The sequence below is a fragment of the Huaxiibacter chinensis genome, assembly GCF_022171985.1.
In the GTDB taxonomy this organism is placed as follows: domain Bacteria; phylum Pseudomonadota; class Gammaproteobacteria; order Enterobacterales; family Enterobacteriaceae; genus Enterobacter; species Enterobacter chinensis_A.
This window is the reverse complement of the sequence record NZ_JAJVHF010000004.1, coordinates 226344-240305: the sequence shown is the minus strand read 5'-3', so window position 1 is coordinate 240305 and position 13962 is coordinate 226344. Positions and strand designations below refer to the sequence as shown.

Annotated in this window: 16 protein-coding genes; 12 read left to right on the top strand and 4 right to left on the bottom strand. The window is 56.1% G+C overall.

Annotated elements, in window-relative coordinates; all coding sequences use genetic code 11:
• Window positions 1-10: 10 nt before the first annotated feature.
• Entirely contained in the window at window positions 11-1312 is a 1302-nt protein-coding gene (locus LZP96_RS12900) for a CYTH domain-containing protein (RefSeq protein ID WP_064327458.1), read from the bottom strand.
• 228 nt (window positions 1313-1540) lie between these two features.
• Here LZP96_RS12900 and LZP96_RS12895 point away from each other — a divergent pair, with 228 nt between their 5' ends.
• Together LZP96_RS12895 and LZP96_RS12890 are read left to right on the top strand one after the other, a co-directional pair.
• Window positions 1541-2161 (top strand): TIGR04211 family SH3 domain-containing protein, encoded by a 621-nt coding sequence (locus LZP96_RS12895; RefSeq protein ID WP_064328189.1) that lies wholly within the window; start codon window positions 1541-1543, stop codon window positions 2159-2161.
• Between the two features lie 60 nt (window positions 2162-2221).
• Window positions 2222-3463: a multifunctional CCA addition/repair protein gene (locus LZP96_RS12890; RefSeq protein WP_258926051.1), complete on the top strand. Its 1242-nt coding sequence runs from the start codon at window positions 2222-2224 to the stop codon at window positions 3461-3463.
• A 10-nt stretch (window positions 3464-3473) separates the two neighbouring features.
• On the opposite strand, the gene bacA is transcribed toward LZP96_RS12890, so the two are convergent.
• On the bottom strand, window positions 3474-4295 hold the full coding sequence (gene bacA / locus LZP96_RS12885) for an undecaprenyl-diphosphate phosphatase (protein WP_064327459.1): 822 nt from the start codon (window positions 4293-4295) through the stop codon (window positions 3474-3476).
• 105 nt (window positions 4296-4400) lie between these two features.
• Window positions 4401-4769 carry a bifunctional dihydroneopterin aldolase/7,8-dihydroneopterin epimerase gene (gene folB / locus LZP96_RS12880; protein WP_064327460.1) on the bottom strand — a complete coding sequence of 123 codons (369 nt, stop codon included), beginning with the start codon at window positions 4767-4769 and terminating at the stop codon, window positions 4401-4403.
• A 107-nt stretch (window positions 4770-4876) separates the two neighbouring features.
• Between folB and plsY the strand changes: the two genes are divergently transcribed.
• The 8 genes from plsY to ureG all read left to right on the top strand — a co-directional run bounded on the left by plsY (window position 4877) and on the right by ureG (window position 10549).
• Window positions 4877-5485, top strand: a complete 609-nt coding sequence (plsY, locus tag LZP96_RS12875; protein ID WP_064327461.1) for a glycerol-3-phosphate 1-O-acyltransferase PlsY — start codon at window positions 4877-4879, stop codon at window positions 5483-5485.
• 124 nt (window positions 5486-5609) lie between these two features.
• The gene (locus tag LZP96_RS12870) at window positions 5610-6434 is read left to right on the top strand and encodes an urease accessory protein UreD (RefSeq protein WP_082904949.1); all 825 of its coding nucleotides are present in this window, start codon (window positions 5610-5612) and stop codon (window positions 6432-6434) included.
• Window positions 6435-6444: 10 nt separating this feature from the next.
• Complete coding sequence (locus tag LZP96_RS12865) at window positions 6445-6747, top strand: urease subunit gamma (protein WP_064327462.1); 303 nt, start codon at window positions 6445-6447, stop codon at window positions 6745-6747.
• 9 nt (window positions 6748-6756) lie between these two features.
• On the top strand, window positions 6757-7077 hold the full coding sequence (locus LZP96_RS12860) for an urease subunit beta (protein WP_064327463.1): 321 nt from the start codon (window positions 6757-6759) through the stop codon (window positions 7075-7077).
• On the top strand, window positions 7070-8773 hold the full coding sequence (gene ureC, locus LZP96_RS12855) for an urease subunit alpha (RefSeq protein ID WP_258926050.1): 1704 nt from the start codon (window positions 7070-7072) through the stop codon (window positions 8771-8773). The genes LZP96_RS12860 and ureC overlap by 8 nt, the downstream gene beginning before the upstream one ends.
• Before the next feature lie 9 nt (window positions 8774-8782).
• Window positions 8783-9241, top strand: a complete 459-nt coding sequence (gene ureE, locus LZP96_RS12850; RefSeq protein ID WP_064327465.1) for an urease accessory protein UreE — start codon at window positions 8783-8785, stop codon at window positions 9239-9241.
• A 7-nt stretch (window positions 9242-9248) separates the two neighbouring features.
• A complete protein-coding gene (locus LZP96_RS12845; RefSeq protein ID WP_064328192.1) occupies window positions 9249-9923 on the top strand; it encodes an urease accessory protein UreF in 675 nt (224 codons plus the stop codon).
• A gap of 8 nt (window positions 9924-9931) precedes the next feature.
• Entirely contained in the window at window positions 9932-10549 is a 618-nt protein-coding gene (gene ureG, locus LZP96_RS12840) for an urease accessory protein UreG (protein ID WP_064327466.1), read from the top strand.
• A 66-nt stretch (window positions 10550-10615) separates the two neighbouring features.
• Here ureG and tsaD read toward each other — a convergent pair whose 3' ends face one another.
• Window positions 10616-11629, bottom strand: coding sequence for a tRNA (adenosine(37)-N6)-threonylcarbamoyltransferase complex transferase subunit TsaD (tsaD, locus tag LZP96_RS12835; protein ID WP_064327467.1), 1014 nt, complete (start codon window positions 11627-11629; stop codon window positions 10616-10618).
• Window positions 11630-11865: 236 nt separating this feature from the next.
• Between tsaD and rpsU the strand changes: the two genes are divergently transcribed.
• Together rpsU and dnaG are read left to right on the top strand one after the other, a co-directional pair.
• The gene (gene rpsU / locus LZP96_RS12830) at window positions 11866-12081 is read left to right on the top strand and encodes a 30S ribosomal protein S21 (protein ID WP_001144069.1); all 216 of its coding nucleotides are present in this window, start codon (window positions 11866-11868) and stop codon (window positions 12079-12081) included.
• 116 nt (window positions 12082-12197) lie between these two features.
• On the top strand, window positions 12198-13943 hold the full coding sequence (gene dnaG, locus LZP96_RS12825; RefSeq protein WP_064327468.1) for a DNA primase: 1746 nt from the start codon (window positions 12198-12200) through the stop codon (window positions 13941-13943).
• The last annotated feature ends 19 nt before the right edge of the window (window positions 13944-13962 follow it).

The window sequence follows — 13962 nt, the reverse complement described above, 5'->3', positions numbered from 1 at the left end:
TGCCTGAGAGTTAACGTTTTCCGCTGTGCAGCCAGAATGGCTCCTGCGAAATAGCCTCATTACGGAAGTGTTCAATTTCGATGCGCTGACGCGTTTCGATTGCGTGGCGAAGACCTTGCCAGTTCTCCAGCCAGAACTGTGCTTTCACCCCGTCGTAGGCGCTTGCCAGCAGCAAAATGCTGTCAATATTGCGCGTCAGGCGAATCAGCTGGTCGGCATACTGATCCCCGAGCGGCTGCGCAAAAACAGCTTTTAAATCAGCGGCGCTACGGGACATATGGGTATCGGCAAATCGCTTAAACGACTCGGCAATTTTCTTCTGCGCTTTCTCATCGAGGAAACGCTGCCAGCCACGCGTCACCAGAAACTCCGTTAAGGCCAGCTTTGCCGCCGCCGTTTGCGGGCTGTAAACCGCCGTTTCGGCAGAGACATCCGTCGCCATCAGCGCGTCGGTTTGCGTGAGCAGATCACGTAAGTGAGTGCTCGCTTTACGTGGAACGATGCCGCCGAATACGACCAGCGCGTTACGCACCAACCCGAGGGCGGCCTGCACGTGGGCTTTCGCCTCTTTGACGCCGCGTACCCATAGCTCTTCGTGATACTGCCACTGGCTCAGGGCCAGCTCCAGGGCAGCTTCCAGCCCTTGCTCAACGCTGGCTTTCGGCGCCACTTTCAGGATGGTCGTGGGCTTCACGACGCGCGGCGCATCGCCCGCCGCCAGGTGATAGCCGCGTGCGGCCTTACTCAGGCTTCCCTGGCGCAGGCACGACAAGCCCACCAGTTTGTGCGCCAGCTTGAGGATGTCTTCAGGATTGCCTTCCAGCAGTTCAAGCTCGAGTTCGCAAAGGGGTTCCTGACCGGATTCCGCTTTCACCTCACCCTGATCGAGCGCGATTTCAATACGGCTCTGTCCCTCTTTCACCCGCCATCTTTCACGGCTGAAATCGGTGCTGAAAAGCGGTTGTACCGCCGAAGATAACGCTTCCGGCAGCTCGCCGTTGGGCCACACTTCACTCGGGAAGCGCGCCAGGTCAAGTTCTGCTTTCTCGATGTCGATATTGTATTCAGGACGCTGGTGCAACCCGCCCACGACACGACCGGCGATTTTCATGGTCATCTCATAACGGCCGTTCGCACCGCGAATACGCAGCCCCATATCGTGGCTGCGAAGCCAGTTATCAGGCGTTTCGTAATAGATGTTCTGCAGCTGGACCGGCTCATGGTGCTCACCGGATAGCGTATGAAGATGGGTGCGCAGCGCATCAACGCTGTCTTTTTCGACGATAAATTTTAATTCGATCTCTTGAGCCATTGTTATCTACTTATGGTTGCGTCACAGGCGCGTCAATGGAGGCGAACTTCCTCGCCATTTATTTGTCAGTACATAGTATTTTGCGCCAAATTGCCACGCAATGAGCAATTTGACGGGCGTAAATGTGAATAAGGGTGACACAGATGATTCCGATTGCTGACGAATGCTTTGCGTGGAGACACTGTTGCCACTACTATCGTTCCACTTTTTATGAAAATAACGACTATGATGCTTAAATTACGCCTGATTGGACTAACTTTCCTCGCTTTTAGCGCCGCGACCACTGTCCACGCTGAAGAAAAGCGTTACGTTTCTGACGAACTGAACACCTGGGTACGTAGTGGCCCCGGAGACAATTATCGCCTCGTGGGTACGGTTAACGCCGGCGAGGAAGTGGTTTTACTGCAAACCAATGCAGACACAAATTATGGTCAGGTGCGCGACAGTACCGGCCGCACCTCCTGGATCCCGTTAAAAGAGCTGAGCAACGTGCCGAGCCTGCGCACCCGCGTGCCGGATCTGGAAAATCAGGTTAAAACCCTGACCGATAAGCTGAACAATATCGACACCACCTGGAATCAGCGCACCGCTGAAATGCAGCAGAAAGTGGCGCAAAGCGACAGCGTGATCAACGGGCTGAAAGACGAGAACCAGAAGTTGAAAAACGAGCTGATCGTCGCCCAGAAAAAGGTCAGTGCGGCCAATCTCCAGCTCGATGACAAACAACGCACCATCATCATGCAGTGGTTTATGTATGGCGGCGGCGTGCTGGGCGTCGGTCTGGTGCTGGGTCTGGTGCTGCCAATGCTCATTCCAAGCCGTAAGCGTAAAGACCGCTGGATGAACTAACTCGTCTTCTCTGCCACACTTACGTATTATCTTGCGAAAAGAGAAAACGGGAGAGTGGGCGTGAAGAGTTATCTGGTCGGTGGTGCGGTTCGTGATGCGTTGTTAGGTCTGCCGGTCAAAGATAAAGACTGGGTTGTGGTCGGCGCCACGCCAGAAGAGATGCTTAATGCGGGCTACCAGCAGGTAGGCCGCGATTTTCCCGTGTTCCTTCATCCTGAAAGCCGGGAAGAGTACGCCCTTGCCCGCACCGAGCGGAAAGCCGGTTTTGGTTATACCGGCTTTACCTGCTATGCCGCACCTGACGTTACGCTTGAACAGGATTTATTGCGCCGCGACCTGACCATCAATGCCCTGGCGCAGGACGAAGAAGGCAATATCATTGACGCCTACGGCGGCCAGGATGATCTCCAGAAACGTCTTTTACGTCACGTCTCACCGGCTTTTTCTGAAGATCCTCTGCGCGTGCTGCGCGTGGCGCGATTCGCTGCACGCTACGCGCATTTAAGCTTTCGCATCGCCGATGAAACGATCGCGCTAATGACCGCCATGACGGATGCCGGAGAGCTGGAACACCTCACCCCTGAACGCGTCTGGAAAGAGACGGAAAATGCGCTCACCACCCGTAATCCTCAGGTCTTTTTCCAGGTGCTTCGCGACTGTGGCGCGCTGAAGGTGCTGTTCCCGGAAATTGACGCCCTGTTCGGCGTCCCCGCCCCTGCGAAGTGGCATCCGGAAATCGACACGGGCATTCATACATTGATGACCTTGAGCATGGCCGCCATGCTCAGCCCTGAGGTGGATGTTCGTTTCGCCACGCTGTGCCACGACCTGGGCAAGGGTTTAACCCCGAAATCGATGTGGCCGCGCCATCACGGTCATGGTCCGGCGGGGGTGAAGCTGGTTGAGAAGATTTGCCAGCGCCTGCGTGTCCCTAATGAGATCCGCGATCTGGCGAAGCTGGTGGCCGAATTCCACGATCTCATTCATACCTTCCCCATCCTTAAGCCTGCCACTATCGTGAAGTTATTCGACAATATTGACGCGTGGCGTAAACCACAACGCGTCGTGCAGATTGCGCTCACCAGTGAAGCCGACGTGCGCGGCCGTACGGGTTTTGAAGCCTGTGATTACGCTCAGGGCCGTTTACTGCGTGAGGCCTGGGACGTGGCCAGAGCGGTTCCGACGCGGGAGGTGGTTGAGGCGGGATTTACCGGGCCTGAGATTCGTGAAGAGTTAACAAAACGACGGATTCAGGCGGTTGCCGACTGGAAGGAAGAGCGGTGCCCTCAGCCAAAAGACTGAGGGCTGTTGATCAGAAGAAGACCACGTAAACGGCTGCCGCAACGATAAAGCGATAAATAGCGAACGGGATAAACGAGATACATTTAATCAGCTGCAGGAAGGTTTTGATGGCGATCAGCGCCACAATGAAGGCGGTCACAAAGCCCACGGCAAACATCGGAATGTCGCCCGCAGTCAGGAAGTGATAGCTCTTATAAAGATCCAGCGCGGTTGCACCCATCATCATAGGTACGGCGAGCAGGAAAGAGAATTCAGACGCCGCATAGCGGCTCACGCCCATCAGCATCCCGCCTGAAATGGTGGCCCCTGAACGTGAAAAACCAGGCCACAGCGCCAGGCACTGGAAACAGCCAATCATAAACGCCTGAAGATAGGTCATATCGTCCAGACCAGGCGCTTTTGGCTCTTTCGGTTTCAGCAATTCAGCCGCAATCAGCAGCACGCCGCCAACCACCAGCGCATACATCACGTTAATCGGGTTAAACAGCGATTTGATCATGTCATGGAAAGCCAGGCCAAGCACCACCGCCGGAACCATGCCGAGCAGAATATGGATAAGCGTCAGACGCCCTTTTCCCTCACCCTCTCTCTGAGGGGGACGACCAAAGTGAATGCCAATCAGGCTGAACAAACGTCGCCAGAACATAACCACCACGGCGAGAATGGAACCCAGCTGGATTACCACTTCAAACGTTTTTGCCGTTTCACCTTCAAAGCCCAGCAGGTGACCCACGATGATCATGTGTCCGGTGCTGGAAACAGGCAGAAACTCCGTCAATCCTTCGACCACACCCAGTATTGCCGCCACCAGCAGCGAGTGCATATCGCTCATCTATAAACCCCTAAAAAGATATAAAAAAACGGTGACCCTAAAGGCTACCGTGAAAGATACAGCTTTAAGACCGGTATAACAGAAAATGGTTTAGCGATTATGACCTTAATTATTTCCTTTCAGATTTTTGCCACGCTCAATGATGACGCCAACGTTAGCCGCACGCGCCACGGCGCCCGGTTTACTCACCTTGATGCGCACCCAGGGTGAGTTAAAACGCGTCAGTAGCAGTTCCGCTACCTCTTCTGCCACACGTTCCACCAGCGCAAAACGTTGATCTTCGACGTGCTTCACCACCGCCTCACTGATATCGGCATAGCTCAGACAGTCGTTCACATCGTCGCTTTTTGCCGATTTGCGGTTATCCCACCCCATTTCGATATCGAACACTAATTTCTGTTCGATGGTCTGTTCCCAGTCATAAACACCAATAGTGGTGATTACCGAAAGTTGCTCTATAAATACAATATCCATCACGACCTGCCTGCTTTTTGGCTAAACCGGATACCACTTCCGGCGAATTATGCGTATTATCCACAGATGTTGAGAACACAGATACATTTTCAAAACGGAACAGCGTTATGAGTGCAATCGCGCCTGGAATGATTCTCCTCGCCTATCTTTGCGGCTCAATCTCCAGCGCCATTCTGGTCTGCCGCATCGCCGGATTGCCTGACCCCCGCGTCAGCGGCTCCGGAAATCCCGGGGCGACCAATGTACTACGAATTGGCGGCAAAGGAGCAGCCGTAGCGGTTTTGATTTTTGATGTTCTGAAAGGAATGTTACCCGTCTGGGGCGCGTATGCGTTGGGCGTTACGCCGTTCTGGCTGGGGCTTATCGCCATCGCCGCCTGCGTTGGTCATATCTGGCCGGTCTTCTTCGGTTTCAAAGGCGGGAAAGGTGTCGCCACCGCCTTTGGCGCCATTGCGCCTATCGGCTGGGATTTAACTGGCGTGATGGCGGGCACCTGGCTGCTGACCATTTTGTTAAGCGGTTACTCCTCCCTGGGGGCCATCGTCAGCGCGCTGATCGCGCCGTTTTACGTCTGGTGGTTTAAACCTCAGTTTACCTTCCCGGTCTCCATGCTCTCCTGCCTAATTCTGCTGCGCCATCATGACAATATTCAGCGCTTGTGGCGGCGTCAGGAGACAAAAATCTGGACGAAGCTGAAGAAAAAGAAAAAGAAATAAGGCCCGGCGCTCCCGGGCTTTTCCTTATCGCATTCTGCCGCACCATCATCTTTTCCTATGACAAAAATCGCTAACGGCTGATCCATACTCGGCATATTCGGGTAAGGGCAACAGGAGCGATATTGTGCCAGGCACACCAGCAAAAAAGCAGACCACTGGCTGGCAAGCGTCGCTCGCACTGCATTTCTCCTGCCCGGCAGATAAAACGCTTCTGCGGTCTGCACAGCATGTCGGCCCCCTGACCGTTCAGCGCCCTTTTTATCCTGAAGGGGGCACCTGCCATCTTTATTTATTGCATCCTCCGGGGGGCATAGTGGGGGGCGATACGCTGGATATCAGCGTTCGTCTTGAACCCAAAAGCCACGTGTTGATGACCATGCCCGGCGCCAGCAAGTTTTACCGGAGCAGCGGCGCACAGGCCCATTTGCGCCAGCATTTTTATCTTGAGGAAGAGGCCACCCTGGAGTGGCTGCCGCAGGATACGATTTTCTTTCCCGGCACGCATGCCACCCTGCGCTCCGTGTTTCATCTGCATCGCGCCAGCACGCTGCTGGCCTGGGAGCTATTTTGTCTGGGCCGTCCGGTCATCCACGAAACGTTCAGCCACGGGACGATTGAGAGTCGGCTTGAGGTCTGGCTGGATGGCGAACCCTTGCTCATCGAACGCCAGCATCTGGCAGACGGCCATCTTGACCCTGTCATGCATTACCCCTGGATCGGCACGCTGCTGTTCTACCCCGCCAGCGAGCCTCACCTTGAAGCGGTACGCCAGCGGCTCGGCCCCTTTGAAAATATGGCGGGCGCGACCCTGACGGAAAACCTGCTTTCCGTGCGTTTTTTATCTGACGATAACCTGATCTGCCAGCAGGTGATGCGCGATATCTGGCAGGACCTTCGTCCCTTATTAACCGATAAAACGCCATATTCGCCGCGAATCTGGCAGACCTGAGAGAGATGCGATGGAACTGACGCCCAGAGAAAAAGACAAACTGTTGCTCTTTACCGCCGCGCTGGTGGCGGAACGTCGCCTTGCGCGCGGCGTTAAGCTCAACTACCCGGAATCTGTCGCGTTGATTAGCGCCTTTATCATGGAAGGCGCGCGTGACGGGCAGACCGTGGCGCATCTGATGGAAGCGGGCCGTCACGTCCTGACCCGTACGCAGGTTATGGAGGGTGTACCGGAGATGATCCCGGATATCCAGGTAGAAGCGACCTTTCCGGACGGTTCAAAGCTCGTCACCGTCCACAACCCGATCCAATAGGCGGACGCGATGATCCCAGGCGAATACCAGATCCAACCCGGGCAGATAGCCATTAATGTCGATCGTCAGACGCAGCGCATCGTGGTCGAAAATCATGGCGACAGGCCGATTCAGGTAGGATCGCATTATCATTTTTATGAAGTGAACCCCGCGCTGAAGTTCGATCGTCAGGCAGCAAAAGGGTACCGGCTCAATATTCCCGCAGGCACCGCCGTGCGCTTTGAGCCAGGACAAAAGCGCGACGTCACGCTGGTGCGGGTTGCCGGTGCGCAACGCATTTTTGGTTTTCGCGGCGACGTCATGGGCGCTCTGGAGGATCACAATGGCTGAGATGTCACGCCAGGCTTACGCCGATATGTTCGGCCCGACCACCGGTGACAAAGTCAGGCTGGCGGATACCGAACTGTGGATCGAGGTGGAAAAAGATCTCACCGTCTACGGTGAAGAGGTGAAATTCGGCGGCGGAAAAGTGATCCGCGATGGCATGGGTCAGGGGCAAATGACCGCTCAGGAGTGCGTGGATCTGGTTATCACCAATGCGCTGATCGTCGATCACTGGGGGATCGTTAAAGCGGACATCGGCGTGAAAGACGGCAGGATCTTCGCCGTCGGCAAAGCGGGCAACCCGGATATTCAGCCCGGCGTGACGATCCCCATTGGCGCGGCCACCGAGGCGATCGCGGGCGAAGGCAAGATCGTCACCGCCGGCGGGATCGATACGCACATTCACTGGATCTGCCCGCAGCAGGCGGAAGAGGCGTTAGTTTCTGGCGTCACCACCATGATCGGCGGCGGCACAGGCCCGGCGGCAGGGACTCACGCCACGACCTGTACGCCCGGTCCCAGGTATATCGCCCGCATGTTGCAGGCGGTGGAGACCTTGCCGGTGAATATCGGCCTGCTCGGGAAAGGGAACAGCGCCAATCCTGATGCCCTGCGCGAGCAAATCTCCGCTGGCGCGATAGGGCTTAAAATTCATGAAGACTGGGGGTCAACCCCGGCCACCATCGACTGTGCATTGCGCGTGGCTGAAGAGATGGATATTCAGGTGGCGCTTCACAGCGACACGCTCAACGAAGCCGGTTTTGTCGAGGACACGCTGAACGCCATCGGGGGACGGACGATTCACACCTTCCATACTGAAGGGGCCGGTGGCGGCCATGCGCCGGATATTATTACGGCCTGCGCGCATCCCAATATTCTGCCCTCCTCCACCAATCCGACGCTGCCGTACACGGTGAATACCCTCGACGAACACCTCGATATGCTGATGGTGTGCCATCATCTCGATCCGGATATTGCCGAGGACGTCGCCTTTGCCGAATCGCGTATTCGTCGGGAAACCATTGCCGCAGAAGATGTCCTGCATGATATCGGCGCGTTCTCCCTCACCTCTTCCGATTCTCAGGCGATGGGCCGCGTGGGGGAAGTGATCATCCGCACCTGGCAGGTGGCTCACCGGATGAAAGTCCAGCGCGGCGCGCTCGCTGAGGAGTCGGGCGATAATGACAATTTTCGCGTGAAACGTTACGTCGCCAAATACACCATCAACCCGGCGCTGACGCACGGCATCGCCCACGAAGTGGGATCGATCGAGGCGGGGAAACTTGCCGATCTGGTGCTCTGGTCGCCCGCCTTTTTTGGCGTTAAACCCGCCACCATTGTCAAAGGCGGGATGATCGCCTGTGCCCCTATGGGGGATATCAATGCCTCGATACCCACGCCGCAACCCGTGCACTATCGTCCTATGTTTGGCTCCCTTGGCGCTGCGCGTCACGCCACGCGCCTGACGTTTATCTCACAGGCCGGCGAGGCGGAAGGCATCCCGCAGCGGCTGAACCTGCAGAGCGGCATCGCCGTGGTGAAAGGCTGCCGGACGGTGAAAAAAACCGACATGATTCACAACGATCTGATGCCGAATATCACCGTTGATGCCCAGACGTACGAGGTCCGTATTGACGGCGAATTGATAACCAGCGAACCGGCGGACGTTCTGCCGATGGCGCAACGCTATTTTCTTTTCTAAGGAGCGATGATGATCACCCTCACCCAACGGCTGGACCATGCGCATGACGTGACTGCCCGCGTCACGCTGCCCATCGATATTCGCGTTAAGAGCCGTGCCAGAGTGGCGTTGAACGACGGGCGCGAAGCCGGACTGATGCTCCCCCGCGGCCTGCTGCTCCGGGGCGGCGATCTGCTGGCAACCGAAGACGGCAGTGAGGTGGTTGAAGTGATCGCCGCCCCGGAATCCGTGTCCGTTATCCGCTGCACCGATCCCTGGCTGCTTGCCCGCGCCTGCTATCACCTGGGGAATCGCCACGTGCCGCTGCAGGTGATGCCCGGCGAACTGCGCTATCACCACGACCACGTCCTTGACGATATGCTGCGCCAGTTCGGGCTGGAGGTGACCTTTGCCCACCTGCCGTTTGAACCGGAGGCCGGAGCTTACGCCAGTGAAAGCCATGGTCATTCCCACGCGCACGCGCATTAAGGGCAGCATGGAGCCTAACCGCCAGCAGTTACGCCTGATGCAGCTTTCCAGCAGCAGCCTGCCGGTAGGCTCTTTTACCTGGTCACAAGGGCTGGAGTGGGCGGTTGAAGCGGGATGGATAACCACGCCAGCGGCGTTTAAACGCTGGCAGATTCAGCAGATGGAGCAGAGCTTTTTCTGCGTTGATTTGCCGCTTTTCTCCCGCCTGTATCATGCCTGCGAACAGGATGATGTGGCGAGTGCAGCGCGCTGGACAGCGTATCTTCTCGCCTGCCGTGAAACGCACGAGCTTCGCGAAGAGGAGCGCAACCGGGGCGCCGCGTTTACCCGTCTGATTAAAAGCTGGGAGCCCGATTGCCCCATCGACTGGCTGCCCTTATTTGCCAAAAGCCAGCTGTGCGGTATGGCATGGCTCGGTGTGCGCTGGGAGATTGACGTTCAGTCGCTGGCGCTGAGTCTCGGCTACAGCTGGATTGAAAGCGCGGTGATGGCGGGCGTTAAGCTGGTGCCTTTTGGGCAACAGGCGGCGCAGCAGTTAATCATCGACCTGAGCGACCATTTTGCCTGCGGGTTTGAGACGGCATTTCTGCGTACGGATGATCGGCTTGGGGCCGCCACGCCTCTTTCTGCCATCGCCTCTGCCCGCCATGAAACACAATATTCACGGTTATTCCGTTCATGAGGATCCCTATGTCTGATTACAAACACCCGCTGCGCGTCGGCGTGGGCGGCCCGGTCGGTTCGGGCAAAACGGCACTTCTGGAAGCGCTCTGCAAAGCGATGCGCGACACGTACCATCTTGCGGTGGTGACTAACGATATTTACACCAAAGAGGATCAGCGCATCCTGACCGAAGCAGGTGCGCTTGAGCCAGAACGCATTGTCGGTGTTGAAACCGGGGGATGCCCGCATACGGCGATCCGTGAAGACGCCTCAATGAATCTCGCCGCCGTGGAAGCGCTGAGCGAAAAATTCGGTAATCTGGATCTGATTTTTGTCGAAAGCGGCGGCGATAATCTGAGCGCGACCTTCAGCCCGGAACTGGCGGATCTGACAGTCTACGTGATCGACGTGGCGGAAGGGGAAAAGATCCCGCGCAAAGGGGGACCGGGGATCACGAAGTCCGATTTTCTGGTGATCAACAAAACCGATCTTGCGCCGTACGTGGGGGCCTCTCTCGAGGTCATGGAGCGCGACACCAATCGCATGCGCGGCGAACGTCCCTGGACGTTTACCAACCTGAAAACGGGCGACGGTCTGACGAAGATTATTGCGTTTCTGGAAGAAAAAGGAATGCTGAAGGTGTAGTGGGTTCTCACCCGGTAGCCAGCCTGCTAACTGACGGCACGGCGCACGCCGTGCCGTCGGAAAACGTTATGCCTCAGGCAGCTCCGCCAGCGGCCAGCGCGGACGCACGGACACGCTCAGGTCTGCCGTTGCACCCGCTTTGACCCGCACCATGCCCGCATACGCGATCATCGCCCCGTTATCGGTACAAAATTCCGGACGGGCGTAGAAGACCTCGCCACGCCGTTTTTGCATCATCTCAGCAAGCTTCGCACGCAGCGTGCGGTTGGCGCTGACGCCCCCCGCCATCACCAGACGCTTAAATCCGGTCTGATCCAGCGCGCGTTTACACTTGATCATCAGCGTATCAACCACGGCGTCTTCAAACGCGCGGGCAATATCCGCACGGGTTTGATCGTCGTTCTCGTTATTGCGGATGGTGTTCGCCGCGAAGGTTTTAAGCCCGGAGAAGCTAAAATCCAGCCCCGGACGATCGGTCATCGGACGCGGGAATACAAACCGCTTCTCGACGCCCTGTGACGCCAGCTTAGAGAGCATCGGGCCGCCGGGATAATCCAGACCGAGCAGTTTGGCCGTTTTGTCAAAGGCTTCACCGGCCGCATCATCAATGGATTCGCCGAGCAGTTCGTACTGGCCGATCCCGGTCACGCTGATAAGCTGAGTATGGCCGCCGGAAACCAGCAGGGCGACAAACGGAAAATCAGGCGGATTGTCTTCCAGCATCGGTGCCAGAAGGTGCCCTTCCATATGGTGAACCGGAATCGCCGGGACATCCCATGCAAACGCCAGAGAACGTCCAACGGTTGCGCCGACCAGCAGCGCGCCGACCAGACCCGGACCCGCCGTATAGGCCACCGCATCGATCTCTTTTGCGCTCAAACCCGCCTCTTTCAGCGCCGCCTGAATCAGCGGAACGGTTTTACGCACGTGGTCGCGAGACGCCAGTTCGGGCACCACGCCGCCATAATCAGCGTGCAATTTCACCTGACTATACAGTTGGTTGGCCAGAAGGCCTTTTTCGTCGTCGTAAATAGCGATGCCGGTTTCATCGCAGGATGTTTCAATACCCAGTACACGCATGACTTGTTTTACCTCGTTTCTGTACCGCGCAGTGTAGGGCCTATGCGGGTTGATGTAAAACTTTGTTCGCCCCAGGAAGAAGCCTCGTGTATACTCTTCTCCCTTATAAAAGTCCCTTTCAAAATCGCATCGGTGCTTTACAAAGCAGCAGCATTTGCAGTAAAATTCCGCACCATTTTGAAATAAGCTGGCGTTGATGCCAGCGGCAAACCGAATTTATCAAAGGTGAGAGTTACATGCCGGTAATTAAAGTACGTGAAAACGAGCCGTTCGACGTAGCACTGCGTCGCTTCAAACGTTCATGCGAAAAAGCAGGTGTTCTGGCTGAAGTTCGTCGTCGTGAGTTCTATGAAAAACCAACGACTGAACGTAAGCGCGCTAAAGCTTCTGCTGTGAAACGTCACGCGAAGAAACTGGCTCGCGAAAACGCACGCCGTACTCGTCTGTACTAATCTGTTGAGGGCACCCGCCCTCAATTGACAGACAGAGTTGTAGTCGTAAGGCCGTGCTTCCGAAAGGAATGCGCGGCTTGTTTTCGTTTATGAGTTACTAAAATTTTTTGGGGCATATGGCCGGACGAATCCCACGCGTATTCATCAATGACCTGCTAGCCAGAACCGACATCGTCGATCTCATCGACGCGCGGGTTAAGCTGAAAAAGCAGGGCAAGAACTACCATGCGTGCTGTCCTTTCCATAACGAAAAAACCCCCTCCTTCACCGTTAACGGTGAAAAACAGTTTTACCATTGCTTCGGCTGTGGTGCTCACGGGAATGCCGTTGATTTTTTAATGAACTACGACAAGCTCGAGTTCGTTGAAACCGTCGAAGAGCTGGCGGCGATGCATAACCTTGAAGTGCCGTATGAAGCAGGCAGTGGGCCAAGCCAGATCGAACGCCATCAACGGCAAACGCTGTATCAGTTGATGGAGGGTCTGAACTCGTTTTACCAACAGTCTCTTAAGCACGCTGCCGCTGAGCCTGCGCGTCAGTATCTGACACAGCGCGGTCTGAGTGACGATGTCATTGCGCGTTTCGCTATTGGTTACGCCCCGCCCGGCTGGGACAACGTGTTAAAGCGTTTTGGCGGCAATAGCGAAGATCGTAAATCGCTTATCGATGCGGGCATGCTGGTCACCAATGACCAGGGACGAAGCTACGACCGCTTCCGCGAACGGGTGATGTTCCCCATTCGCGACAAGCGTGGACGGGTGATTGGTTTTGGTGGACGCGTGCTGGGCGATGCCCTGCCGAAATACCTGAACTCCCCGGAGACCGATATTTTCCATAAGGGCCGCCAGCTGTACGGTCTTTATGAGGCGATGCAGGATAATGCTGAACCCAGGCGCCTGCTGGTGGTCGAAGGCTATATGGATGTGGTTGCGCTGGCGCAGTATGACATCAACTACGCCGTTGCGTCGTTGGGCACGTCAACCACCGCCGACCATATTCAGCTGCTGTTCCGTGCGACAAACAACGTTATCTGTTGTTACGACGGTGACCGCGCCGGTCGCGACGCCGCCTGGCGAGCGCTGGAAACGGCACTCCCTTATATGACCGACGGGCGGCAGCTACGCTTTATGTTCCTGCCCGACGGTGAAGACCCGGATACGCTGGTGCGTAAAGAGGGCAAAGCGGCGTTTGAAGCGCGGATGGAGCAGGCACAGCCGCTCTCCACGTTTTTGTTTAACAGCCTGATGCCGCAGGTTGATTTGAGTACGCCAGACGGCCGTGCGCAGTTAAGCACGCTGGCGCTGCCGCTGATTACGCAGGTGCCGGGCGAAACGTTGCGCATTTATCTGCGTCAGGAGCTGGGGAATAAGCTGGGCATACTGGACGACAGCCAGCTTGAACGTTTAATGCCGAAATTGTCTGAAAACGGTACGGTTCGCCCCGCGCCTCAGCTAAAACGCACAACCATGCGTATACTGATAGGATTGCTGGTGCAGAACCCGGAACTGGCACCCAACGTGCCTTCGCTGGCGGGTCTGGACTATGAAAAGCTGCCGGGACTTGGCCTATTCGCAGAACTGGTTGACACCTGTCTGGCGCAGCCAGGTCTGACCACCGGTCAGCTTTTAGAGCATTATCGCGGAACAAATGCGTCTGCAACCCTTGAAAAACTGTCGATGTGGGACGATATAGCAGATAAGGATATCGCAGAAAAAACGTTCACCGACTCACTCAACCATATGTTTGATTCGATGCTTGAACTGCGCCAGGAGGAGCTGATTGCCCGCGAGCGCACTCATGGTTTAAGCAGCGAAGAACGCCGGGAACTCTGGATGTTAAACCAGGAACTGGCAAAGAAATAAAACAAAAAGATTAAAGTAT